This window comes from Mycobacterium sp. 852013-51886_SCH5428379, from assembly GCF_001665575.1.
Lineage (GTDB): Bacteria > Actinomycetota > Actinomycetes > Mycobacteriales > Mycobacteriaceae > Mycobacterium.
In genome coordinates, this window is record NZ_LZSU01000051.1 from 59,937 (window position 1) to 82,850 (window position 22,914).

The window sequence follows — 22,914 nt, forward strand, 5'->3', positions numbered from 1 at the left end:
GCTAGGCCAGTTCGGCAGTCAGCGACGCCACGAATTCCTGTGTGCGCCAACCCGACTCCTGCCGTTCCGACGCGTCCGCGCCCAGCGGGATGACCCGCACGGCGAGGTCGGTGACCCCCGCGTTCCGGTATCGGCGCAGCCGCGCCAGCACAGCCTGCTCGTCACCGGCGGCCATGGTGTCCCCGACGTCGCTGGCGTCGCCGTGTTCGAGCAGGCGCACATAGTTGGGGGAGAGTTCGGCGTGCCCGAGCACCTCACTGGCGTACGCGCGTGCGGTGTCGACCTCGCCGGGGGCGCAGAGCGCAACCGGCACACCGGCGACGATGCGCGGCGCGGTCCGGCCGGCCGCCTCGGCGGCAGCGGTGAGGCGGGGAGCGATATGGCCCTCGACGGTGCGTTCGTCGGCCATCCACAGAATGGTTCCCGCGGCGCGCTCACCGGCGATACGCAGCATCGCCGGACCCAGCGCGGCGATGAGGACGGGCGCGCCGAAAGAGTCGGTGACGTCGATGGATCCGTGCACGCGGTGGTGGTCGTTCTCGACGTCGACGGGGCCGGGTCCCGACAGGGCGGCTGCCAGCACGTCGAGATAGTCGCGGACCTGGGCGGCCGGACGGTCGTAGGACAGGCCGAGTTGGTCGGCGACGATCCAGTGGTGCGAGGGCCCGATACCGAGGGAGAACCTTCCGTCGCAGGCGATCTGGGTGGTGAGCGCCTGCTGCGCCATGATCAGCGGGTGGCGGGTCTGAATAGGCACGACCGCGGTGCCGAGCTCGATCCGTTCGGTGGCCGCGCCGAGCAGAGCCACGACCGTCATCGCATCGAGATAACCCGGCACCTGCGGGAACCAGAACGATGCGAAGCCCTGGGTCTCGGCTGCCCGGACGTGCTCGAGGAGCCCGCTCAACCGGTCCGCACGCCCCCGTTCCCGGTCGGACCCCACCATCAACCCAATCCTCATGCGGTCCTCCGTTCACGGCACATAGCGATCCCATTCATGCGGCACCACGGTCTGGAACGGCGCGGCGAACAGCGGTGCGACGTCATCGCCACGCCATCGCTTCGTCAGGTTCGGCCGCAGCCGGCCGGCCACGAGGACCGGATCGTCGTCGAGGAAGAGGTAGGAGATCGTCTGTCCCGCAGGGGCGCTCGCAAGACGACGGCCCACCGCCAGAGAGGTCGCCGTCCACACCCCGGCGACACCGTCGACGTCCAGCAACTCGTCGACCGGCGCGGCCCCGCGTTCGAGCAGGACATAGGCGCCGCGTACCGGCCACCACGGCAGCACGTCGCCGCCGACCTTGACGCGCGGCGCGGCGGCGCGGTCGTCCACCCGGTAGACCCCGCGCTCCACCGGCGGTAACAGCGGGAGCTTGCGGCAGGAGTCCCCGAGCGCCGTGGACAGCGCCATGAAGGGTTCCATCCCGCCCGGGTCGGTGAAGAAGTACGTCATCACATGGTCGACGGCGTCGTGGGGACCTGTGCTCACCGCCCGCGCCGCCCGGCACTCCGGGGTGGACACCAGGCGCAGCGACGCGCGCACGGCGGACAACCGGTGCTGCTCGGGCCGGTGATCGAGGCTGTGCCAGCGCAGATAGTCGGCGTCGGCGCCATCGGGATGGCGCCTAGCCATGGACACGAAGAGGGTGGTGACATCGCCGCGCCCGGCAGTGAGAACGGCGGGTACCTCGTCGGACGGTGTCCCGGGAAGTTGCATGCGGTTCGCCTTCAGTGCAGGGGGATCTCAGGATGCCGAGCCTCGATCATGCGCCGAAAGCCCTCGTGCCACGGAACTTTCGTCACACCGAGGATCTGATGCATATAGGTCACGTCGGGCCACAGCGGGGGATGGGCGTCCGGGGTGTACTCGAAGACCGGCTCGACGCCGACCAGTTCACCCATGTAGGCGCAATAATCCTCGACGCTGACCGTCTCACTGCCCGCCCAGTTCACCACGACCGGTGGCGTCGCGCTCACCTCCATGGCCCGGATGCCGAGCGCGACGTAGTCATCTTCGTAGATCGGGTTGTAGTTGTTGGGGCCGTCGGGGTACAGCCGGATCGGCCTGCCCGCCAACATCATCGCGAGCCGGTCGGCCGGTGCACCGCCCTGCGGCCCATAGGTCGAGCAGATCCGGATGATGGTCAGCGGTATCCCGTGCTGTCGGGCGATCCATGTGCAGACGGCCTCCGCGGCCACCTTGGAGAAGCTGTAGTTCGCGCGCAGTGGCACGCCGGGCGGATCGTCTTCGCGCAGCGGCCGCCGGCCCTGATACCCGTAGATCGATCCGGTGGAGCAGAACACGAAGCCTTTCGCGGTCCGGCAGTGGAACAACAATTCACCGGACCGCTGCGCATTGGTCTCGAGGCACCCGGTCCAACCGGTCGTGCCGGGGTCGACGGCCGCGTGGAACACGTAGGTGAAATCGTCGGGCAGCGTAGAGAAGTCGCCGGAACCGACATCGAATGCCACCGGGGTGATCCCGGCGTCGGTCAATTTCCGGCGGTCGTCCGGATCCCGCAACCGTGCGACGCCCCATACCTCGTTGTTTCGGGCGAGTGTCCGGGCGAGTGGAAAGGCGATCTTGCCTGTCGCGCCGGTGACGAGAATCTTCTGCGCGTCGAGCATCCGATCAGACCCGGCGCGCGGTCTGTGGACCGGCCCGCCGGGTCAGATAGTCGATCTGCAGGTGCAGCGAATACAGGACCAGGGGCGGTAGCACCATGAACGGAATGTTCTCGCCGACGAATTTGAACCACAGGCCCCACGCGCCCTGGCCGATGTTCTCGAACCCGGCGCCCACCTCGGCCAGGAAGTACACCGCGGTGCTGCTCATCAGGATCGCGCACCCGGTGAAGGCGATCCACAGGGCTTTGATCCGCGCCTCGGGCGCAAGATCTGTGCGGATCAGGCGGGTCCACATCACGAAGACGGTGCAGCCGGTGAGGACGCCGACCACCTCGAGCGCGAAGATCCACGGATTGCCGCTGACGTACCGGGTGTCGGCCAGCGCGTACTGCCACCACAGCCATTTCCAGCCCGGGTCGTCGGTCGGTGCCCAGAAGCCGAGGGGGTGGCCGATGAGGAACATCAGCTCGTAACCGATCTGGCTGCCCGCGGTGTAGGGCATGTAGAACAGCGAGAGCTCCGCCGCCTTGTCGAGGCGCGTCCGTCGCTCGCCGGGTGCGTCCCACAGGATCACGAACGGCAGCAGGATCACGGGAACCCCGAAGATCAGGTTGACCACGACATCGGTGGTGAACGTCGGCGCGATGACGCCCACGCTGACGCCGATGGTCACCGCCAGGAACACCGCGAACGTGAAGATGCCGGTCCAGGTGTAGATCCGGAGCCGGTGCGGCGCCCACGGCTGCGCGAGGTTGGGTTCCCGTTCGCCGACCGTCGTCATGTCGTCGACACCTCCGCACATATCAACTACTTGCGAATTCTGCGAGCAAGGGTATCTCGCTACCGGAAACCGTTTGGGCGATTGCCCAATCCTTCGCTCAACCCCCACGCGGTTTCGGTGCGGCGAGCTCCCGTAGCGCGGACAGGAACAACACGTCCATCCGGGGACTCAGGTCGGCCAGGCTGGGGGCGCTCGCATGGCTCGCCGAGCCGAACAGCCGCTCGAGTGCAGCCGCGTCGGCGGTGGCGCCGATCGAAAGGCACAGGCAACCCATGCCGTCGGTGCGCAGCTCCTCGAGAGCCTTGCGGGAATCGGCTTCGGCGTACCGGCCTTCGTAGCCATCGTCATAGGGGAAGCCGTCGGAGAGCACCAGCAACAACCGATGCGGGGTTCCGGCGTGGGCTTTGAGGATCTCACCTGCGCCGCGGATGCCGGCTCCCAATCGGGTATAGCCCGACGGCTGCAGGTCGCCGAGGCGGGCCAGAGCACGCGCGCCGAACCGCTCGCTGAAACTCTTGATCACCGGAAGATGCACCGCATGTCGGCCCTGTGAGCGGAATCCATACACCGCGACGCGGTCACCGAGTTCTTCGAGGGTCGCCGCAAGCGTGGCTGCCGCACGGCGTTGGTGCTCATGGACGGCGAGACCGCCGCCGTCGGCGTCGGTCGCCGATCCCGACGCATCGACGAGGATGAGCACACCCAGGTTGCGGGCGATTCTGCGGCGCTCGATGTAGACGTTCTCGAGTGGTGAATGGCCCGAACGTAAGTCGACGAACAGGTCGATCAGCGCTTCTGTATCTAGCTCGTCGCCGTCGGTGCGTGCCCGCAACGCTCTCGGACCCAGGCCGACACGAGCCAACCTGCGCCGGAGCGCGGCATCGCGTGCCGCACCGGTGGCCGCCGCGCCCACGGTGACCGCGACCGGGAAGTCGACGACGCGGCACCAGTCCTCTCGATACCGCTCCCCAAAGACGTCCCATTCCGGATACAGGGCCCCACCAACTCCGAGTCCGGCACCGGGCTTGTCATCACCGGTGAAGCGGATGGGGGTGGGCAGGGGCCGCGCGTTCACACCGGCGCGCGATGTCCGCTTCATCGAGCCGACCCCCAACTCGCCGCCTGCGGTCTCGCTCCCGGACGACCGGGCCCCACCGAACAGCTTGCGCAGGAACCGCGCGGGCGCCTGCGTGCCGAGCGGAACCTCGAACAGCTTGAGGATCCAGCTCTTCTCGGGCGGCCCCTCGTCGTCGTGGTCCTCGTCGATCTCGGCCCGTTCGGCGAGCTCGAAGCTGGCCAGTACGTCGGTGTCCGTCGCCGGCGAACCCGACCCCGCTCGCACGCCGACGAGTTTGGACGGCTTGATCGTGCCGAACCAGTCTGGCGGGGCATCGAGTCGCATTCTGCCCGCGGCGATCTGCAGGGACTCTTCGGAACTGGCCGACCGTGGCGGGAAGTCCTGCCCGACGGCTGCCGCCAGCGGGACCCGCCGCCCGAGCTCGTCCAGAACACGGTGGCCTTCGAGCGCGAGGTAACGCCGAGCAAGCGGGGGGCGCGCCCGCAACCGTTTGACGTACCGACCGTCGAGGCTCCCGGCGCCCAGCAGTGCACTCTGAAGCAGCACTTCGCGGCGCTGTCTATCCGGATCGGCGTTCGCCGACACGTAAATGATCTGCCCGTCGGTGTACGCGAACCCGCCCGCGGGCGCGACCGCGACGTCGACGCGTCGGGCTGCAAGGAAGCTTGCGAGGAGCCGGAAGTGTTGCGGTGCGCAGGATTCGGCGTTCACTTCTGGGGTAGGACCGCTTCGGCGAGTGCCCCGAGACCCCGGATCACGTCGGGATCGTCGGAGAGCACCTCGATGACTGCGGACTGAACGGCATCACGCAGACTGAGTCCTTCGGCGACCAATCCGCCGGCGAGAATCAACATGCGGGTCGACGCCACCTCGCTCAGTGCCGAGCCGTCGAGATCACGGATGGCGTTTCCGAGGACGACCAACGACTCGGCGGTGGACGCATCTATCCCTGCTTCACGGGCCACGACCTCGGTTTCGATCACTGCCGCCGGAAAGTCGAGGCTGATCGCGACGAAGCGCTGACGAGTCGAGTCTTTGAGGCTTTTCAGGATGCTCTGGTAGCCGGGGTTGTAGGAGACCACGAGTAGAAAGCCCGGCGCTGCCGACAGCGTGATGCCGAGCCGATCGATGGGTAGCTCCCGGCGGTGGTCGGTGAGCGGGTGGATCACCACCGTCGTGTCCTGGCGCGCCTCGACGATCTCATCGAGGTAGCAGATGGCGCCGCTTCGCACCGCTCTTGTCAATGGGCCATCCGCCCAGACGGTTTCGCCGCCCTTGAGCAGGAATCGGCCCACCAGATCCGCCGATGTCATGTCCTCGTGACCGGCGACGGTGATGAGCTCGCGGCCGAGTTCGTGCGCCATCGACTCGACGAAGCGGGTCTTGCCGCATCCGGTAGGTCCTTTGAGTAACACCGGGGATCCGCGGCGGGCAGCCGCCCGGAAGACCGCGACCTCCCCACCTACGGCACGGTAGAACGGCGGCGATGAACCGGGTTCGCCGATCGGCCGGAAATCACTGACGGTCATCATCACTCGGGACGTTGGATCGGTACGACCGGCGGCATCTGGACCCCTTCGGGCAGTACCAGTTGACCGTCGTGGTTGATGTAGCCCGAGTGCTTGGTGGGTAGCGGCAGATCAGGATTCGGGCACGGTCGATCGGTTCCCTCGCCGCAGATACCCGGGTTGAAGTACGAGCGCTTCTGCACATCCTCCGGCCAGGGATCGCCGTGCATGCCGAGCCATGTCGCGGGCACGTTGTAGAAGAGGAAGAAGCATGCGCTGACCCCGCCGAAGATCGCCAGGAATCGAATGAACTGTTGTTTGACGAATCCGCCACGGACACTGTCCAGTCCGCGTTCGACCACGGTTCGGCCCCGGTCATCGGTGAAGAACCGCAGACAGCACAGCGCCGCCTGAACGCCGCCCCACATAAAGCCCTCGTAGATCGGCCATTGGTAGTACGTGCCCGCGTTGAATGACAACGACTGGATGGCACCGGGGTAGGAGTAGAAGCCGATCGGGAGGAGGATGAGTGCCTCCATGATGAAGTCGAACACGATCGCGATCGCGTAGGTGACCAGGATCAGCCGCAGATTGCTGATCGCAGGCCAGCGGTTCTTGATCTTGCGCATGATCGCGCACCCGACGATGGTGAGCAGCAGTACGCCGTACATGTAGCCCGGGATATTGGTCAGCAGCGGTTCGGGCACCGTATGGCCCGGCTCTTCGTGTGCCACCCAGCCGGGGATGTGCGGTGCCCAGGAACCCTGGTTGAACAGCCATGCGTTGTAGGTGCACCAGGTGCTGTAGTAGTTGAGCATCGGATCCTGGAACATCATCAGGCCCATCGACACGAGCAGCATGCCGTCGAGGGTGATGCGCTTCTCGCGCACCCACGGCCGGATGATGAAGAACCAGAGTGCGAACGGCAGGCCAATCCAGAGCACGATGGCATTGGCCATCAGCGGGATCTTCATGTACATCGGTGGTTCGGTCGGACCGCCCGCCACCGGTTCGAAGAAGGGTCCGGTGACCCACCGGATGAACACGTAGAGCGTGTACGCCAAGAACACGGCGCCGACGGCCGCCCAGAACTTGAAGGCGCCCGACGACGACGGACCCTGCCGCCCGAGGTCGGCGGTCCTGCCGACCGATTCGGTGACGGGGGACTTCCTGGCCGACAGCTCGCTCACACACGCCTCCTCGAACGTCACACACGGTGCGCAACTGGGCGGAAATATACCCGCGAGTATCTGAGTATCCAATAGGTTGCTCAGATTCTGTGTCAGAATGCAGGCATGGTGGAGCGGTGGACACGGGAGCGGCGCCTCGAGCACACGCGGTCGGTCCTGTTGGATGCCGCGGAGGAGGTGTTCGCCGAAAAGGGTTTCACCGCAGCGACTCTCGATGACATTGCGCACGCCGCGGGCTATACCAAGGGCGCGATCTACAAACACTTCACCGCCAAGGAGGATCTGTTCCTCGCGGTCAGTGACCGGTACTGGCGTCGTTACTTCGACAACTTCGCCGAGGTCATGTCGGCGTCCGGGGAGGTCGGGGCACGAGAACTCGATCAGATCGCCGAGCGCTGGCGCCAGCTCAGTGGTGACCGCGGCGCCGAGCATGCCGCGTTGGGCCTGGAGTTCACGCTCTACCTCCGGCGCAACCCCGAGGCTCGGGAACGCGTCGCCGCCAAGCGGGCCGAGGTGGTCGAGGCGCTGGCGAAGTTCATCAGCGAGGGGATGGACCGGCTGGGCGCCACGCTGACCATCCCGCCGCTGGCCTTCGCTCAGGCGCTGGTCGCCACCAGTGACTCCGTGGTGTTGGGCAGCGAACTCGACGATGTGGATCTGTATCGGCCGATGGTGCAGATGTACACCTCGGTCATCAAACTTCCCGAGTGATCGAAAGGATCGTCCATGACGGCCAGCGCGACCGAAGAGCTTTATTACGACCCCTGGCACTCCGAGCTCAACGCCGATCCGTATCCGATGTTCAAGCGGATCCGCGACGAGGCGCCGCTCTACTACAACGAAGCCCACGATTTCTACGCGGTGAGCCGCTTCGACGACGTGAACCGGACGCTCGTCGACAACAAGACCTTCAGCTCCGCGCGCGGGATCATTCTCGAGATCATCAAATCCGGCATGGAGATTCCGCCGGGAGTGCTGATCTTCGAGGATCCGCCGATCCACGACATCCACCGGAATCTGCTGGCACGGGCTTTCACGCCCCGCAAGATCAACGCGCTGGAGCCGATGATCCGCGACTTCACCCAGCGGTGTCTGGATCCGCTGGTGGGTGGCGACCGTTTCGACTTCGTCACCGACCTCGGCGCGATCATGCCCATGCGGGTTGTCGGCATGTTGTTCGGCATCCCCGAGGATCATCAGCGCCGACTCCAGGAGGACGGCGACAAGCACGTGCGCACCCAGCGCGGCGGACAGATGACCGACAACCCCGACGGAGTCCTCACCGACGGTCAGGTGTTCGCCGACTTCATCGATTGGCGCACCGACCATCCCGCCGACGATCTGACCACCGAGCTGCTCGAGGCCGAGTTCGAGGACGAGCATGGCGTCACCCGCAAACTGCACCGCGACGAACTGCTCATGTTCATGAACGTCGTGGCCGTGGCCGGATCGGAGACCACTGCGCGGCTGCTGGGCTGGGCGGGCAAGTTGCTCTCCGAGCATCAACACCAGCGGCGGCGCTTGGTCGAGGACCGCTCGCTGCTGCCCGGGGCGATCGAGGAGATCCTGCGCTACGAGCCGCCCGCGCTGCAGGCCGCCCGCTACGTCACCCGCGACGTCGAGTTCCACGGCCGGACCGTGCCGCAGGGAAGTGCCATCCTGGCGCTGATCGGCGCCGCGAACCGGGACGAGTCCCGATTCGGTCCGAACGCGGAATCCTTCGACGTCACCCGGGTGCCCAAACAGCACGTGTCATTCGGCGTCGGTGCGCACTACTGCCTCGGGAACGCCCTGGCGCGGCTCGAGGGCCGGATCGGTCTCGAGGAGATCCTGAACCGCTTCCCGGACTGGGAGGTGGACCTCGACAACGCGGTGTTCGGCTCGTCGTCGGCGGTGCGCGGCTGGGACAGCATGCCGGCCAGGGTCTGAATATCAACTACTTGTGATTGTGCGCGCCGGCGGCTACCGTCGGAGGAGCGGCCTCGCTGAAAAGGCCCTGCATCGCTGAAAAGACCGCTCTGCGTGACTCTTTGCCGCCACACTGAGCACGACGCGCCGTCGACAGGAGACGAGAATGGCCCGTTTTCCGAAACCGCCGGAAGGCAGTTGGACGCAGCACTATCCGCAACTGGGCACCGGCCCGGTCTCCTACCACGACTCGATCGACCCGCAGTTCTACGAAGTAGAGCGCAGAGCGGTGTTCCAACGCGCCTGGCTCAACGTCGGCCGTGTGGAGCAGGTGCCGCGAAAAGGCAGCTACTTCACCAAGGAACTCAAGGTCGCGAACACCTCGATCATCGTGGTGCGCACCGGTAGCGGTGAGGTCAAGGCGTATCACAACATCTGCCGGCATCGGGGCAACAAGCTCGTGTGGAACGACATGCCGCTGGAGGAGACCAGCGGAGTGTGCCGCCAGTTCACCTGCAAGTACCACGCGTGGCGCTACGACCTCGACGGCAATCTGACGTTCGTGCAGCAGGAGGGGGAGTTCTTCGACCTCGACAAGAGCCGCTACGGTCTGGTCGGCGTGCACTGCGAGGTGTGGGAAGGCTTCATCTTCGTCAACTTCGCCGCACAGCCCGAGCAGACCCTGCGGGAATTCCTCGGGCCGATGATCACCGACCTCGAGGGCTACCCGTTCGACAAGATGACGTCGCGATTCCAGTACCGCTCCGAGGTCAAGGCCAACTGGAAGCTCTACATGGACGCGTTCCAGGAGTTCTACCACGCACCCGTACTGCATGCGAACCAGTCGCCGACGGCCTATTCGAAGGCCGCGGCGGAGGCGGGATTCGAGGCGCCGCACTATCGCATCGAGGGCCCGCACCGGCTCGTGAGCACGTCCGGCATCCGGGCCTGGGAGATGGCCGACGAGATGCGCAAGCCGATCGAGGACATCTGTCAGAGCGGACTGTTCGGGCCGTGGGACAAACCCGATCTGGGAGAGATGCCCGTCGGCCTCAATCCCGCGAAATGCGATCCGTGGGGCTTGGATTCGTTCCAGCTGTTCCCCAACTTCGTGATCCTGTTCTGGGGTCAGGGCTGGTATCTGACCTATCACTATTGGCCGACGTCGCACAACACCCACATCTTTGAGGGCACCGTCTACTTCCCCCAACCGCGCACCCCGCGCGAGCGAATCGCCCAGGAACTGGCCGCAGTGTCGTTCAAGGAGTACGGACTGCAGGACGCCAACACCCTCGAGGCCACGCAGTCGATGGTCGAGTCGCGGGTTCTCGACGACTTCGTCCTGTGCGATCAGGAGGTGCTGATCCGCCATCTGCACCAGGAGACCGCGGCGTGGGTCGAGGAATACCAACGCAAGACCGAGCAGGTCGGCCAGGGAGTCTGAGCGCATGACCGTCCACACCGAAGAAGCCAAACTGCCAACTGAATTCGCCGACCTCGAGCAGTTCTCCGACTGGTGTCTGGCCACCGAGGCAGACCGGTACGGCAAACGGCTGAACAGTACGATGACCGAGCTGCAGGCGTTCTACGATGCGATCACCGCGCGGGCGGAAGAGGCGATCGCCTACTGCGACAAGTTCAGCCTCGACGACATGCCCGAGGACGTGCTGAACCTGATGCGCCTGCTCTACTCGATGATCCAGGCGTCGTTCCCGGTCGAGTGCTGGAAGCAACCCAAGGTACCGGACTCGGGTGCGACGACGCTGGACTGCGTCTCCGAACCTGTTCCGTGAGAACCGTTCTGCGTGCCGCCCGCTGGGTGGACGTCGATGCAGGCGAGGTGCGTTCGCCGGCCGCGGTGGTGGTCGAGGGGAATCGGATCGTCTCAGTCGATCCGGCGGCCGCGCCACAGGAGTCGGAGGGCGCAGACGTCGTCGACCTCGGTGACGTGACGCTGTTGCCGGGCCTGATGGACATGGAACTCAACCTGCTCATCGGCGGGCCCGGTGGTCCCGAGGGGCTGCCGAGCCCGATGCACGGGGTGCAGGACGATCCGGCCTACCGCACGCTGCGCGGCGCGGTCAACGCGCGCACCACCCTCGACGCCGGTTTCACCACGGTGCGCAACCTGGGGCTGATGGTCAAGACGGGTGGCTACCTGCTCGACGTGGCGTTGCAGCGCGCCATCGAACAGGGGTGGCACGCGGGGCCGCGCATCTACCCGGCCGGTCACGCAGTGACGCCGTACGGGGGGCACCTCGATCCCACCGTGTTCCAGCGGTTGGCGCCGGGCATCATGCCGCTGTCGGTGGCCGAGGGCATCGCCAACGGTGTCGACGACGTGCGGACCTGTGTGCGCTACCAGATCCGCCACGGCGCCAAGCTGATCAAGGTGTCCGCCTCCGGTGGAGTGATGTCGCACAGCACCGCGCCGGGCGCGCAGCAGTACTCCGACGACGAATTCGCCGCGATCGCCGACGAGGCGCATCGCGCCGGGGTGCGCGTCGCCGCCCACGCAGTGGGGGACAGCGCGATCCGCGCCTGCATCCGGGCCGGTATCGACTGCATCGAACACGGTTTTCTGGCCTCGGACGAGACCATCCAGATGATGGTCGACCACGGGACGTACCTGGTGTCCACCACCTACCTGACCGAGGCGATGGCCGTCGACCGCATCGCCCCGGAACTACGCCGCAAGGCCGAGGAGGTGTTCCCGCGCGCACAGGCCATGCTGCCCAAGGCGATCGCGGCCGGGGTGCGGATCGCCTGCGGCACGGACGCCCCCGCCGTTCCGCACGGAGAGAACGCCAAAGAGCTCCGCGCCCTGGTCTCGCGCGGGATGACGCCGATGCAGGCGCTGCGGGCGGCCACCGTCACCAGCGCCGAACTGATCGACGCCGACGACGAGCTCGGCCGGCTCGCGCCCGGCTATCTGGCCGACGTCATCGCCGTCGCCGGCGACCCGACCCGCGACATCGGCGCCACTCTCGACGTCCGGTTCGTGATGAAGGACGGATCGGTGCACAAGCGCGTCGACGGTTCGAAGGGCTAATCTCTGGGACACCCACGGACGGTATGGAGGCTGGTATGGAGCAGACCGACAACATCCTGTGGTTGCTCAAACAGGCCTGGTACTTCTCTTTGACCTCGGTCAACGACGCGGTCAGCCAGCACGGGGTGAGTACCGCCCAGATCGGTGTGTTGCGGCAGCTGACCGACGAACCGGGATTGTCGGGGGCCGAGCTGGCTCGCCGGCTGCTGATCAGTCCGCAAGGTGTGCAGCTCGCCCTGACGGCACTCGAGAAGCGGGGACTGGTTGAGCGCAAACAGGATCCGCAGCACGGCCGGATCCTGCAGGCGTTCCTCACCGACAGTGGACGCAAGGTCGCCGACGCTGTGGTCAGCGATGCCATCGCCGCGCACGACCGCGTGTTCGGCGTGCTGAGCAAGGCCGAGCAGCGGACGCTACGCGACCTGCTCAGCCGGGTCGTCGAACAGGGCACCGGCCACGAATGGCACGACGATCACATCGAGCGCTGATCACCGCAGACGCCGTTGATATCAACTCCTTGAGATTAATGACAAGTACTTGATACAGTTTGGTCGATGGCCGAGAACTTCGAACCGGACGGCTTTGCGGCACTTCGCATCAAGCGGATCGTGCGCGAGACCACCGATGCCGTATCCCTCGTGCTCGACGTGCCGCCGCACTGTGCGTCGCAGTTCCGCTACGAAGCCGGCCAGTTCCTCACGCTGCGCGTCACCGTCGGCGGCCAGGAGTTGCGACGGTGCTATTCGATGTCCTCGGCTCCGCTGGAGGACGAAATGCGGATCACCGTCAAACGCGACCCCGGCGGACTGGTGTCGAACTGGCTGAACGACACGGCTGCTGAAGGCGCCGAGATCCACGCCGCCCCGCCCGAAGGCCGGTTCCTGCTGCGCGCCGGCGCCGAGGTCGCCGACGATGCCGTCATGGCTTTCGCAGGTGGCAGCGGAATCACGCCGATCATGTCCCTCGTCCGTACCGTGCTGGCGACGTCTCGGCGGCCGGTGCGGCTGTTCTACGCCAATCGCAGTCGCGACGCGGTCATCTTCGCCGACGCGCTGGACCGGCTCGCCGCAGACCACGCCGGCCGGCTGACGGTCACCCATCACTTCGACGACATCGGGGGCGTCGTCACCGCATCCGCGATCGCGGGCTTCGTCGGGGCGCACTCCGGTGGCCCGCGTCTCGCCGACCACTACATCTGCGGCCCAGGTCCGTTCATGGACACCGTCGAATCGGCGATCCTCGCTGCGGGTGTCCCGCCCGAACGGGTGCACCTCGAGCGCTTCACCGTGGCCGTCGACGAGGTGGCGGAACGGGAGGCGGCCGAGGCGTCTGAGACGACCGAGGAGGTCGTCATCGATCTGGACCGCCGCACCACCAGGGTTGCGTACCGCGTGGGCAACACGCTGCTGCAGGTGGCACGCACAGCCGGCCTGCGGGCACCGGCGTCGTGCGAAACCGGTTCGTGCGGAACGTGTATGGCTCGCATCGTCGAGGGCAGCGCACGGATGCTCAACAACGACGCCCTCGACGACGACGAGGTCGCCGATGGCTGGGTGCTGACCTGCCAGTCACTGCCGACCAGCCGAACAGTCCACGTGGTCTACGAGTAGGGAGCGCAGCGATGTCGAGAGTGGCGGTGGTGACGGGCGGGGCGTCCGGGATGGGCGAGGCGATCTGTCACGAACTCGGCCGACGCGGTCACAGCGTGGCGGTGCTCGACGTCAACGGTGATGCGGCACAGCGCGTCGCCGAGGATCTGCGCGGCGCCGGGGTGACGGCGCTCGGTGTCGCCGCGGACGTCAGCGACCGGGCTGCCGTCGAGGAGGCGTTCGCGAAGATCCGCTCCGAACTGGCGCCGGTGCACATCCTCGTCACCAGCGCCGGTGTGGTGGACTGGGCCCCGTTCACCGAGATCACGGTCGAAGCCTGGCAGCGCCTGGTCGACGTCAACCTCACCGGCACCTTTCACTGCTGCCAGGTCGCGGTACCCGACATGCTGGCCGCCGGATGGGGCCGCATCGTGATGATCTCGTCGTCCAGTGCGCAGCGCGGATCGCCGAAGATGGCCCACTACGCCGCCTCCAAGGGCGCATTGCTGTCGCTGACCAGATCGCTTGCACGCGAGTACGGCCCGGTGGGGATCACGGTGAACAACATCCCGCCGTCAGCCATCGAGACGCCCATGCAACACGCGGGTCAGGCAGCCGGTCACATGCCGTCCAACGAGCAGATGGCGGCGAGCGTCCCGGTGGGTCATCTCGGTACCGGTGACGACATCGCCGCGGCAGTCGGCTTCCTCTGTTCGCCCGAGGCGGGCTTCATCACCGGCCAGGTGCTCGGGGTCAACGGAGGTTCGGTCCTGTGATCACGCATCGGAGTCAGGCACGACAGGAGGATTCGCATGGCTAAGTGGCCCAAGCCGCCGGAGGGCAGCTGGACCGAGCACTATCCGGAGCTGGGCACCGGGCCGGTGTCGTTCCGCGATTCGATCTCGCCGGAGTTCTACGAACTGGAGCGAGAGGCGATCTTCAAGCGCGCGTGGCTCAACGTCGCCCGCGTCGAGGAACTCCCACGCGTCGGCAGCTACCTCACCAAGGAGATCGACGCCGCCAGGACCTCGATCATCGTGGTCCGGGGTAAGGATCAGCAGATCCGTGCGTTCCACAACATCTGCCGGCACCGCGGAAACAAGCTGGTATGGAACGACTTCCCAGGCGAGGAGACGCGCGGCGCGTGCCGTCAGTTCACCTGCAAGTACCACGGCTGGCGCTACGACCTCAAGGGTGAGCTGACGTTCGTCCAGCAGCCGGGCGAGTTCTTCGACCTCGACACCGACAAATACGGACTGCGTGCGGTGCAGTGCGATGTGTGGAATGGGTTCATCTTCATCAACTTCGACCCCGAACCCCGCCAGTCGCTGCGCGAATTCCTCGGACCGATGATCACCGCGCTCGACGACTACCCGTTCGAGATGATGACCGAGCGTTACGAATTCGAGGCGCACAACAACAGCAACTGGAAGATCTTCGCCGACGCCTTCCAGGAGTACTACCACGTGCCGTCGCTGCACAGCCAGCAGGTGCCGTCGGAGGTCCGCCAGCCCAACGCGTCCTTCGAATGCGGCCACTTCCAGATCGACGGACCGCACCGGTTGGTGTCCACGGCCGGCACCCGGCGCTGGCTGCTGGCCCCCGAGTACATGTATCCGGTCGAACGCGCCACGCGCAGTGGACTTGTCGGCCCGTGGCGGACCCCGGAGACCCACCAGTCGGCGGGGCTGAACCCGGGCAACATCGAGCCGTGGGGGATCACGAACTTCCAGATCTTCCCGAACCTGGAGATCCTCATCTACCACGGCTGGTATCTGCTCTACCGCTACTGGCCGACCTCGCACAACACCCATCGGTTCGAGGCGTACAACGCGTTTCACCCGGCACGCACGGTGCGGGAGCGCATCGAGCACGAGGTCGCCTCGGTGGTACTCAAGGAGTTCGCGCTGCAGGATGCCGGCATGCTCGGCGGCACCCAGGCCGCACTCGAATACGGTCTGGGTGAACCGATCGTCGACGACTACCCCCTCAACGACCAGGAGATCCTGGTGCGTCACCTGCACCACGAGGCGGTGAAATGGGTCGAGGAGTACAAGGCCGAACAGCGTCCGGTGGGGGTGTGAGATGACCGCGACGTCGCCGAAACTTCCCAGCGCCTTCTCCGAATACGAGGAGTTCGCCGAGACGTGGTGTCGGGCAACCGAACCGGAACGATGGAATACCCGGCTGACCACCCCGATGCCGGAGATCCGCCGGTTCTACGACGCCTTCTCGCCCCGCTTCGAAGAGGCGATCGACTACTGCGACAAATTCCCGCTCGACGAGGTGCCGGAGGATGCACTGAACCTCCTGCACCTCATCTACTCGATGATCATGATCTCGATGGCCGTCGAGGTCTTCGGTACCCAGAAACCCGCCGACTCCGCCGACGCCGTCATCAACCGCGTCAGCGCACCCGTCCCCTGACCGACAGGACCACCATGAGCCTTCTGACCATCAACAAACTGACCGAGTCGGTCGGCGCCGAGGTCACCGGCGTGGACTCCGACCGATTGGCCGGCGACGACTCGCTGGTGACGGCCGTGCTCGACGCACTCGAAGACAACGGCGTGCTGGTGTTCCCGGGTCTGGGCCTCGACCCGGAAGCGCAGGTGGCGTTCAGCCGCTGCCTCGGCGCCATCGACCATTCCTCCGACGGCCACCACCCGGTGGCCGGCATCTATCCGGTGACCCTGGACAAGTCGAAGAATGCCAGCGCCGGCTACCTGCGGGCCACGTTCGACTGGCACATCGACGGCTGCACGCCACTGGGCGACGAGTGCCCGCAGAAGGCGACGGTGCTCTCGGCCAAGCAGGTCGCCGAGAGCGGCGGTGAGACGGAGTTCGCGAACTCCTACGCCGCCTACGAGGCGTTCACCGACGAGGAGAAGGAGCGCTTCGGAAGGCTGCGGGTGGTGCACTCTCTGGAAGCGTCGCAAAGCCGCGTCTACCCGGACCCGTCACCGGAGCAGCTGGCCAGGTGGCGGTCGCGCCCCACACACGAGCATCCACTGGTCTGGACGCACCGCAGTGGCCGAAAGTCGTTGGTGCTGGGCGCCTCCGCGCACTACGTCGTCGGCATGGACCGCGAGGAGGGCCAGGCGCTGCTCGCCGATCTGCTGGACCGGGCGACGCAACCCGAACTGGTCTACCGCCACCGCTGGTCGGTGGGGGACACGGTGATCTGGGACAACAACGGCGTGCTGCACCGGGCGGCACCGTACGACCCCGACTCCCCGCGGGAAATGCTGCGCACCACGGTGCTCGGCGACGAACCGATCCAGTGAGCCGCCTCGCGCCGCTGCCGGGTGATGAGTGGAGCGACGAGACACGCGCGGCGCTGCGGTCGCTGCTGCCCGAGGAGCGCCGCAACCCCGACGACGCCGGCGACCTGTTGGCGCGGTTGCTGCGCCATCCTGGTCTGACGCACGCCTACCTCACGTTCAACGCCCACGTGCTGCGTCATTCGACGCTGTCCGATCGGGTGCGGGAGGTCGCCGTACTGCGCGCCGTGCACCACCGCGGCTGTGCCTACCTGTGGCACCACCACATCCCGATCGCGCACCGGGCGGGCCTGACCGACTCCGAGATCGATGCGCTGCGTACCGGAACGCCCGCTGACGCCACGGACCGGCTGGTGGTCCGCGTGGTCGACGACCTGCGCGAGCGCGACACCCTGACCGAGGGCACCTGGCAGGCGCTGTCGGAGGTCCTCGACGAGCGGCAGCGGATGGATCTGGTGTTCACCATCGGCTGCTACGACCTGCTCGCCGCCGCGGTCAACGCGTTCGGCATCGAGCCGGATTGACCCGGCGTTGACGGTGTCGAGCCGGTATGGAAATCTAATGCGCACATTCTGAGAATTACGTTCTCATTGAGTTGAACGGAGTGCCATGTCCGGTCCTTCCGACGATCGCACCGCGGTCGACTTCTTCCGCGACACCCGTGTGCTGGACGATCCCTACCCGTTCTACGAGGCCCTGCGCGAGAAGTGCCCGGTCAGCCGGGAGGACCACTACGGGGTGACGATGGTGACCGGGTGGCAGGAGGCCGTCGACGTCTACAACGACGCGGAGACCTTCTCGTCCTGCATCTCCGTGACGGGTCCGTTCCCGGGATTCCCGGTGCCGTTGGCGGGCAAAGAGAACGAGGACATCACCGACCTGATCCTCGAGCACCGCGACGACATCCCGTTCAGCGACCAGTTGCCGACGCTCGACCCGCCCACGCACACCAATCACCGCGCGTTGCTGATGCGCCTGATCACCCCGAAGCGCCTCAAGGAGAACGAGGACGCGATGTGGGTGCTGGCCGACGACATCCTCGACGAATTCCTCGCGCCCGGCCACGGTGAGTTCATCAAAGGTTTCGCCGGACCGTTCACGCTGCGGATCATCGCCGACCTGCTGGGGGTGCCGGAGGAGGACCGTCCCGAACTGCTCGAGCGCCTCGCGCGGGGCACCCACGGCGGTGCCCTCGGCAGCGCGGAAAAATCACTGACCAAGACTCCGCTGGAGTACCTGTACGACGTCTTCGCCGAATACATCGAAGACCGCAGGCGCGCACCCCGTGGGGACGTGCTGACCGGGCTGGCGACCGCGACCTTCCCGGACGGCACCATGCCCGAGGTGGCCGACGTGGTTCGGGTGGCCACCAACGTCTTCTCCGCCGGCCAGGAGACCACCGTGCGGCTGCTGTCGACCGCGCTGAAGGTCATCGGCGACCAGCCCGACGTCCAGCAGAAGCTACGGGCGGATCGCAGTCTGCTGCCCAACTTCATCGAGGAGTGTCTGCGCATCGAGAGCCCCGTCAAGGGAGACTTCCGGCTGTCGCGCGTGCCGACCACCGTCGGCGACGAGCAGCTCGGCGCGGGATGCACGGTGATGGTGATCAACGGTGCGGCCAACCGTGATCCGCGCCGCTTCGAGGATCCGGACACCTTCGATCCCGAGCGCAAGAACGCCCGCCAGCATCTGGCGTTCGGCCGCGGAATTCACAGCTGCCCGGGCGCACCGCTGGCCCGCGCCGAGACGCGCGTCGGCCTCGAGCGGCTCCTGGACCGCACCACCGACATCCGCATCAGCGAGAAGCACCACGGCCCCGTCGGTGCGCGTCACTACGACTACATCCCGACCTACATTCTGCGCGGACTCACCGAGCTGCATCTGGAGTTCGACGTGGTGGGTGACAAGTCGTGAAGGTGCGCGTCGACGAGGACCGCTGCGCAGGTCACGGTATGTGCCTGACCATGTGTCCCGAGGTCTTCGAGATGACCGACGACGGGTGGGCGGTCGCCGACCCCGAAGAGGTGCCGGCAGGGCTGGAGCGGGCAGCGCACGATGCGATCGCCAACTGCCCGGAGAACGCAATCCGCGTCATCGACTGAGTAGCAACGACCGAGCGACCATCAAAGACCGAGCCACCGAGGAGAACCATGGCCAAGGCCTATGTACTGATCACCGAAGACGTCAAGGACGCGGCCGGTATGGCCGAGTACGGCAAGCTCGCGAGCAAGACCATGGGTACGGCGAAGGTGCTGGCTTTCGGCCCGGCGGCCGAGGCCCTGGAAGGGCAGTGGCACGGCAACCAGACGGTGCTGCTGGAATTCGAGTCCGTCGACGCCGCCAAGGAGTGGTACTACTCCGACGAGTACCAGGCCGCCGCGAAACTGCGTCAGGCAGCGGCCGACTGCAACGGCGTCATCCTGCAGGGCCTCGGCTGACCCATCCCCACGCGCCCAAACGAACGTTTGGGCGCGAGATGCGGGTGGAATCGGCCATTTCGTCGATCTCGGCTACTGCACGGGCTGGACGCTGGACATGACCAGCTGGAGGTAGGGCCGGTAGAGGTCCTCGCCGTCGAGGTGGCTGTCGAGCGTGATTCCGTCGTTGGCGGCCAACACGATTCGGGCCAACGTCTCGGGGTCCATGGTGAGGCTACCGCCGATGCGAGCGGTGTTCTTGCTGATGAATTCCCCCAAGGCTCGGATCGTTTCGAGCCGTTGCGCCGCCACGCGTTCACGCGCGTCGGGATTGCGCAGGAGGAACAGGGTCAACTCGTATCCCAGCGCCGCCCGGTCGGTTCCGCTGCTCAGTTGGCGCCAGCGCTCGGCGAGGCCGTCGATGTCGACATCCTCGAGGCGATGGAAGGACGTCATCACCTCCGCGAAGCCGTCGAGGAATCGTTGGCGCTGACGGTCGACGACGGCAAGGAACAGCTTCTCCTTCGCGCCGAACTGTGAGTAGATCGCACCCCGGGTGAAACCCGCGGCGTCGGCGATCTCTTCGAGCGCCGCACCGGTCAACCCCTTTCGGGCGAAGACCTCCTCCGCGGCGTCGAGCAAGATCCGCCGCGTGTGCTCGGCACGGCGCTCCTTGGTCCATCGTTCCGCCACGGAACTATCTTCCCACCACTGGTTCCCTCCCGACGACGGCGAGGTCGAAGAGGCCACCCCCGTCGACGGTGCGGTCCGCCCAGAAGTCTTCACAGCCTTGGACGCTCGTGGGCAGTCCCCTAGAGAACAGCGCCTGTGCTTTGAACCTCTGTGCTGCCGGACTGAGGGTATGCCGCACCCGGTGCACGACGCCGGTCGACGCATCCTCGACCTCGCCCCAGACGAGGAGCCGGCCGTAACGCTCTGCGGTCACGTCACCGCGGGCGGTCAGCACGGGTCGGTCCTCTCGGTCCGGAGCTCGGAGTCGTGGATCCGCGTCGCCGGGTGATTCGACGCGCACCCCCAGGATGTCCAACGCCCGCGTATCAATCACGTCGTCGGTGACAACAACGACCTGCCATCCGGCGCGGCGGCGATCGAACATCAGCCCGCCGGCGTGACGAACGGCCTCGCGGACGCTGTCGGTGAGGACGTCGATTCGATAGCGCACCGTCAACCCCTTCCTTCGAAGTGATGCCCAACACGGTTATACATGTTTGTATCTCACATACAGGCATGTATATAGTGACGGCGATCACAGACGGCCGCCGTAGTAGGTCCCGTCACAGGCGCTTCTCGGACAGGCCCTCGTCCGGACTGCGCGACCCCAGGGGTGATCGACGTCGACAGAGGAGGACTCCCTTGATGCCAGCGACACGTCCCGGAGAATGGCTCGATCCGGACTCGGGTCTCGGCCAGGGGCTGGACGATGTGCAACCGGGCACGTTCAACATGACCATCGGCACCGACCGCTACACCTGTCCCGAATATGCCGCGCGCGAACGGGAAGCGATCTGGATGCGCACCTGGCAGATCGCCGGCCGCACCGAGGATCTGCCCAAACCCGGTGACTGGAAGAAATACGACATCCTCGACCAGTCATTCCTCATCGTCCGCGGCAAGGACGGAGAGCTGCGAGGCTTCGTCAACGCCTGCAGGCATCGCGGAAACGCGTTGTGCGTCACCGAGACTGGTAACGCCAAGCGTGGCTTTCTCTGCCAGTACCACCTGTGGTCCTACGACCTGGACGGCCGCCTGAAGGGTCTGCTGCGCGAGAACCTCGCCGGGCCGATCGACAAGACCGAGAATTCGCTGCTGCCCGTGTCGGCGGATACGTTCGCGGGCTTCATCTTCCTCAACCCGGACCCCGGCGCCGAGCCGCTGCGCGCGTACCTCGGCGATGATGTCGTGAGTCTGATCGAGCCCTACAACATCGAGCAGTTCACCACCGTCATGGACGTGACCGAGGCCATCGAGTGCAACTGGAAAGTCGTCATGGATGCCTTCGAAGAGGGCTACCACATCAAGGACATCCATCCCCAGCTGTTGCAGGTGCTGCACATCAACCCGAGGACCGCACGCTACCGGTTCTTTGAAAACCACAGTGTGGCAATGGCTCCGTTCGAGGTGGTCGGTGCCGGTGCGCAGGACCAGGTCGCCGAAATCCTCGCGCTTCCCGAGACGTTTCCCGGTACCGTCGCGGTGATCCCGCGATTCCAGGAACTCATTGCGCCGTACCAGGATTCAGACGAAAACGTCGAACCCCCCAGGGTGTCACCGCGCGCCTGCTGCTGCAACGGGCCACTCGCGAGGTGCTGACGGGTATGGGTCTCGACGTCAGCGGTCTGACCGACAGTCAGATGGTCGACAACCAGGGCTGGGTGCTGTTCCCGAACTACTTCATGACCGTGCGTGCCGGGGAATGCCACGTCATCATGTCGAGGCCGCACCCCGACGGTGACCCGAACCGGTGCATCTGGCATGTGGCCAGCTACATGTATGTGCCGGAGGAGTTCCGCGACGCCGTGCGCGCCGAAGCGATCGTGGTGGACACACCGGGCAGCCACAAGTACTTCGAGGCGTTGCAGCAGGACTACGAGCAGATGCCCCGGCAGCAGAAGGGGCTGCGTAACGACCGGCTCCAGCACATGTCGCTGGTCAAGGAGGAGGTCGTCATTGCGCATTTTCCACTCGGTGGTGGACCGTTACCTGGCCGCGGCGGGGGTGACGGCATGACGACGATCGACGACGTCATCGGCGGGACGACCGGACGGTCCCGAGCGGTGCTCGAGTACAGCCAGACGATGCGCCGCCTGGTGAAAAGCGCCAAGGATCCGGGATTCTCGGTCGAGAGCTGGGCGCCGCTGGCGGAGTTGATCGACGTCGAGGCGTTCGTTCGCATCGGTCCGTTCAAGGAGGTGATGAACTGGACCGAATACACCGAATTCCTCACCAACTGGGCGAAGTCCTCGGACTGGGACTGCTCGTTCAAGCGGCTCACCGAGACAGCGGATGTGGCGTTCCTCGAGCTCGAAGAAAGCAGTCGCATCGGCGATTTCAGCAGCGTGGTCAACACCGCGTCGGTGTACGAGTTCAACGCCGACGACAAGATCACCTACGTCGCCGTCTACCTGCAGATGCAGCTTCCCGACCCGGCCGCGATGCCGGACGTCCAGGGCGCCGGGGAGGCTGAGTGATCGGCCACACCGACACCTTCGACCTCCAACGTCCGAATGCGCGCCAGCACATCGCCGTCGGGCGCGGGCCGCACAGCTGCCCCGGTGCCCCGCTGGCCCGCGCGGAGGCCAAGGTCAGTGTCAACCGGCTGCTGGACCGGACCTCCGACACCCGGATCGACGAGGACTAGCACGGGCCGGCCGACGCCAGGCGATACCGATACCTGCCGACCTTCATTCTGCGCGGACTCACCCGTCTGCACATCGAGTGCTCGTAGGAGTTCTGCGGCA

General features: G+C 66.1%; 25 protein-coding genes and 2 pseudogenes. 18 read left to right on the top strand and 9 right to left on the bottom strand.

Going from position 1 to position 22,914, the window contains the following annotated elements; all coding sequences use genetic code 11:
- Nucleotide 1 precedes the first annotated feature (1 nt).
- The 7 genes from A5757_RS20420 to A5757_RS20450 form a co-directional block, all read right to left on the bottom strand.
- A complete protein-coding gene (locus tag A5757_RS20420) occupies nt 2-961 on the bottom strand; it encodes a TIGR03564 family F420-dependent LLM class oxidoreductase (protein WP_066837881.1) in 960 nt (319 codons plus the stop codon).
- Nucleotides 962-973: 12 nt separating this feature from the next.
- Nucleotides 974-1,717 carry a hypothetical protein gene (locus tag A5757_RS20425; protein ID WP_066837884.1) on the bottom strand — a complete coding sequence of 248 codons (744 nt, stop codon included), beginning with the start codon at nt 1,715-1,717 and terminating at the stop codon, nt 974-976.
- An 11-nt stretch (nt 1,718-1,728) separates the two neighbouring features.
- Nucleotides 1,729-2,628 (bottom strand): NAD(P)-dependent oxidoreductase, encoded by a 900-nt coding sequence (locus tag A5757_RS20430; protein ID WP_066837887.1) that lies wholly within the window; start codon nt 2,626-2,628, stop codon nt 1,729-1,731.
- A gap of 4 nt (nt 2,629-2,632) precedes the next feature.
- Nucleotides 2,633-3,409: an emopamil-binding protein gene (locus tag A5757_RS20435; RefSeq protein ID WP_066838683.1), complete on the bottom strand. Its 777-nt coding sequence runs from the start codon at nt 3,407-3,409 to the stop codon at nt 2,633-2,635.
- 97 nt (nt 3,410-3,506) lie between these two features.
- Nucleotides 3,507-5,198 carry a nitric oxide reductase activation protein NorD gene (locus A5757_RS20440; protein ID WP_066837890.1) on the bottom strand — a complete coding sequence of 564 codons (1,692 nt, stop codon included), beginning with the start codon at nt 5,196-5,198 and terminating at the stop codon, nt 3,507-3,509.
- Complete coding sequence (locus tag A5757_RS20445; protein WP_066838686.1) at nt 5,195-6,016, bottom strand: CbbQ/NirQ/NorQ/GpvN family protein; 822 nt, start codon at nt 6,014-6,016, stop codon at nt 5,195-5,197. The genes A5757_RS20440 and A5757_RS20445 overlap by 4 nt, the downstream gene beginning before the upstream one ends.
- 2 nt (nt 6,017-6,018) lie before the next feature.
- Nucleotides 6,019-7,185, bottom strand: a complete 1,167-nt coding sequence (locus A5757_RS20450) for a spirocyclase AveC family protein (RefSeq protein ID WP_066838690.1) — start codon at nt 7,183-7,185, stop codon at nt 6,019-6,021.
- A gap of 105 nt (nt 7,186-7,290) precedes the next feature.
- Between A5757_RS20450 and A5757_RS20455 the strand changes: the two genes are divergently transcribed.
- The 15 genes from A5757_RS20455 (at nt 7,291) to A5757_RS20525 (ending at nt 19,456) form a co-directional block, all read left to right on the top strand.
- Nucleotides 7,291-7,896 carry a TetR/AcrR family transcriptional regulator gene (locus A5757_RS20455; RefSeq protein ID WP_066837899.1) on the top strand — a complete coding sequence of 202 codons (606 nt, stop codon included), beginning with the start codon at nt 7,291-7,293 and terminating at the stop codon, nt 7,894-7,896.
- A 15-nt stretch (nt 7,897-7,911) separates the two neighbouring features.
- Nucleotides 7,912-9,114, top strand: a complete 1,203-nt coding sequence (locus A5757_RS20460) for a cytochrome P450 (protein WP_066837902.1) — start codon at nt 7,912-7,914, stop codon at nt 9,112-9,114.
- A gap of 145 nt (nt 9,115-9,259) precedes the next feature.
- A complete protein-coding gene (locus A5757_RS20465) occupies nt 9,260-10,537 on the top strand; it encodes an aromatic ring-hydroxylating dioxygenase subunit alpha (RefSeq protein ID WP_066837905.1) in 1,278 nt (425 codons plus the stop codon).
- Nucleotides 10,538-10,541: 4 nt separating this feature from the next.
- On the top strand, nt 10,542-10,886 hold the full coding sequence (locus A5757_RS20470) for a hypothetical protein (protein WP_066837908.1): 345 nt from the start codon (nt 10,542-10,544) through the stop codon (nt 10,884-10,886).
- A complete protein-coding gene (locus A5757_RS20475; RefSeq protein ID WP_066837911.1) occupies nt 10,883-12,145 on the top strand; it encodes an amidohydrolase family protein in 1,263 nt (420 codons plus the stop codon). Before A5757_RS20470 ends, A5757_RS20475 begins: the two co-directional genes overlap by 4 nt.
- Nucleotides 12,146-12,180: 35 nt before the next feature.
- On the top strand, nt 12,181-12,633 hold the full coding sequence (locus A5757_RS20480; RefSeq protein WP_066838693.1) for a MarR family winged helix-turn-helix transcriptional regulator: 453 nt from the start codon (nt 12,181-12,183) through the stop codon (nt 12,631-12,633).
- Nucleotides 12,634-12,699: 66 nt separating this feature from the next.
- Entirely contained in the window at nt 12,700-13,755 is a 1,056-nt protein-coding gene (locus A5757_RS20485) for a ferredoxin--NADP reductase (protein ID WP_066837914.1), read from the top strand.
- A gap of 11 nt (nt 13,756-13,766) precedes the next feature.
- Nucleotides 13,767-14,510 carry an SDR family NAD(P)-dependent oxidoreductase gene (locus tag A5757_RS20490; RefSeq protein WP_066837917.1) on the top strand — a complete coding sequence of 248 codons (744 nt, stop codon included), beginning with the start codon at nt 13,767-13,769 and terminating at the stop codon, nt 14,508-14,510.
- A gap of 36 nt (nt 14,511-14,546) precedes the next feature.
- The gene (locus A5757_RS20495; RefSeq protein ID WP_066837919.1) at nt 14,547-15,818 is read left to right on the top strand and encodes an aromatic ring-hydroxylating dioxygenase subunit alpha; all 1,272 of its coding nucleotides are present in this window, start codon (nt 14,547-14,549) and stop codon (nt 15,816-15,818) included.
- Nucleotide 15,819: 1 nt separating this feature from the next.
- Nucleotides 15,820-16,161 (top strand): hypothetical protein, encoded by a 342-nt coding sequence (locus A5757_RS20500; protein ID WP_066837923.1) that lies wholly within the window; start codon nt 15,820-15,822, stop codon nt 16,159-16,161.
- A 14-nt stretch (nt 16,162-16,175) separates the two neighbouring features.
- Nucleotides 16,176-17,021: a TauD/TfdA family dioxygenase gene (locus A5757_RS20505; RefSeq protein ID WP_066837926.1), complete on the top strand. Its 846-nt coding sequence runs from the start codon at nt 16,176-16,178 to the stop codon at nt 17,019-17,021.
- On the top strand, nt 17,018-17,542 hold the full coding sequence (locus tag A5757_RS20510) for a carboxymuconolactone decarboxylase family protein (RefSeq protein WP_066837928.1): 525 nt from the start codon (nt 17,018-17,020) through the stop codon (nt 17,540-17,542). Before A5757_RS20505 ends, A5757_RS20510 begins: the two co-directional genes overlap by 4 nt.
- An 85-nt stretch (nt 17,543-17,627) precedes the next feature.
- Entirely contained in the window at nt 17,628-18,932 is a 1,305-nt protein-coding gene (locus A5757_RS20515; protein WP_066837931.1) for a cytochrome P450, read from the top strand.
- Nucleotides 18,929-19,120 carry a ferredoxin gene (locus A5757_RS20520; RefSeq protein ID WP_066837933.1) on the top strand — a complete coding sequence of 64 codons (192 nt, stop codon included), beginning with the start codon at nt 18,929-18,931 and terminating at the stop codon, nt 19,118-19,120. Before A5757_RS20515 ends, A5757_RS20520 begins: the two co-directional genes overlap by 4 nt.
- Before the next feature lie 48 nt (nt 19,121-19,168).
- Nucleotides 19,169-19,456 (top strand): DUF1330 domain-containing protein, encoded by a 288-nt coding sequence (locus tag A5757_RS20525; protein ID WP_066837936.1) that lies wholly within the window; start codon nt 19,169-19,171, stop codon nt 19,454-19,456.
- A 72-nt stretch (nt 19,457-19,528) separates the two neighbouring features.
- Here the strand turns inward: A5757_RS20525 and A5757_RS20530 are convergent, their stop codons facing one another.
- Together A5757_RS20530 and A5757_RS20535 are read right to left on the bottom strand one after the other, a co-directional pair.
- Nucleotides 19,529-20,128, bottom strand: coding sequence for a TetR/AcrR family transcriptional regulator (locus A5757_RS20530; protein ID WP_066837939.1), 600 nt, complete (start codon nt 20,126-20,128; stop codon nt 19,529-19,531).
- A 4-nt stretch (nt 20,129-20,132) separates the two neighbouring features.
- The gene (locus A5757_RS20535) at nt 20,133-20,618 is read right to left on the bottom strand and encodes a hypothetical protein (RefSeq protein WP_066837941.1); all 486 of its coding nucleotides are present in this window, start codon (nt 20,616-20,618) and stop codon (nt 20,133-20,135) included.
- Between the two features lie 194 nt (nt 20,619-20,812).
- Here A5757_RS20535 and A5757_RS20540 point away from each other — a divergent pair.
- From A5757_RS20540 to A5757_RS23015, 3 genes and pseudogenes are all read left to right on the top strand, one after another.
- A pseudogene (locus tag A5757_RS20540) lies at nt 20,813-22,183 on the top strand (SRPBCC family protein).
- Nucleotides 22,180-22,644 (top strand): hypothetical protein, encoded by a 465-nt coding sequence (locus tag A5757_RS20545; protein WP_066837944.1) that lies wholly within the window; start codon nt 22,180-22,182, stop codon nt 22,642-22,644. Before A5757_RS20540 ends, A5757_RS20545 begins: the two are co-directional and overlap by 4 nt.
- A 14-nt stretch (nt 22,645-22,658) precedes the next feature.
- Nucleotides 22,659-22,901, top strand: a pseudogene (locus A5757_RS23015) (cytochrome P450); the annotation flags it as partial.
- Between the last annotated feature and the right edge of the window lie 13 nt (nt 22,902-22,914).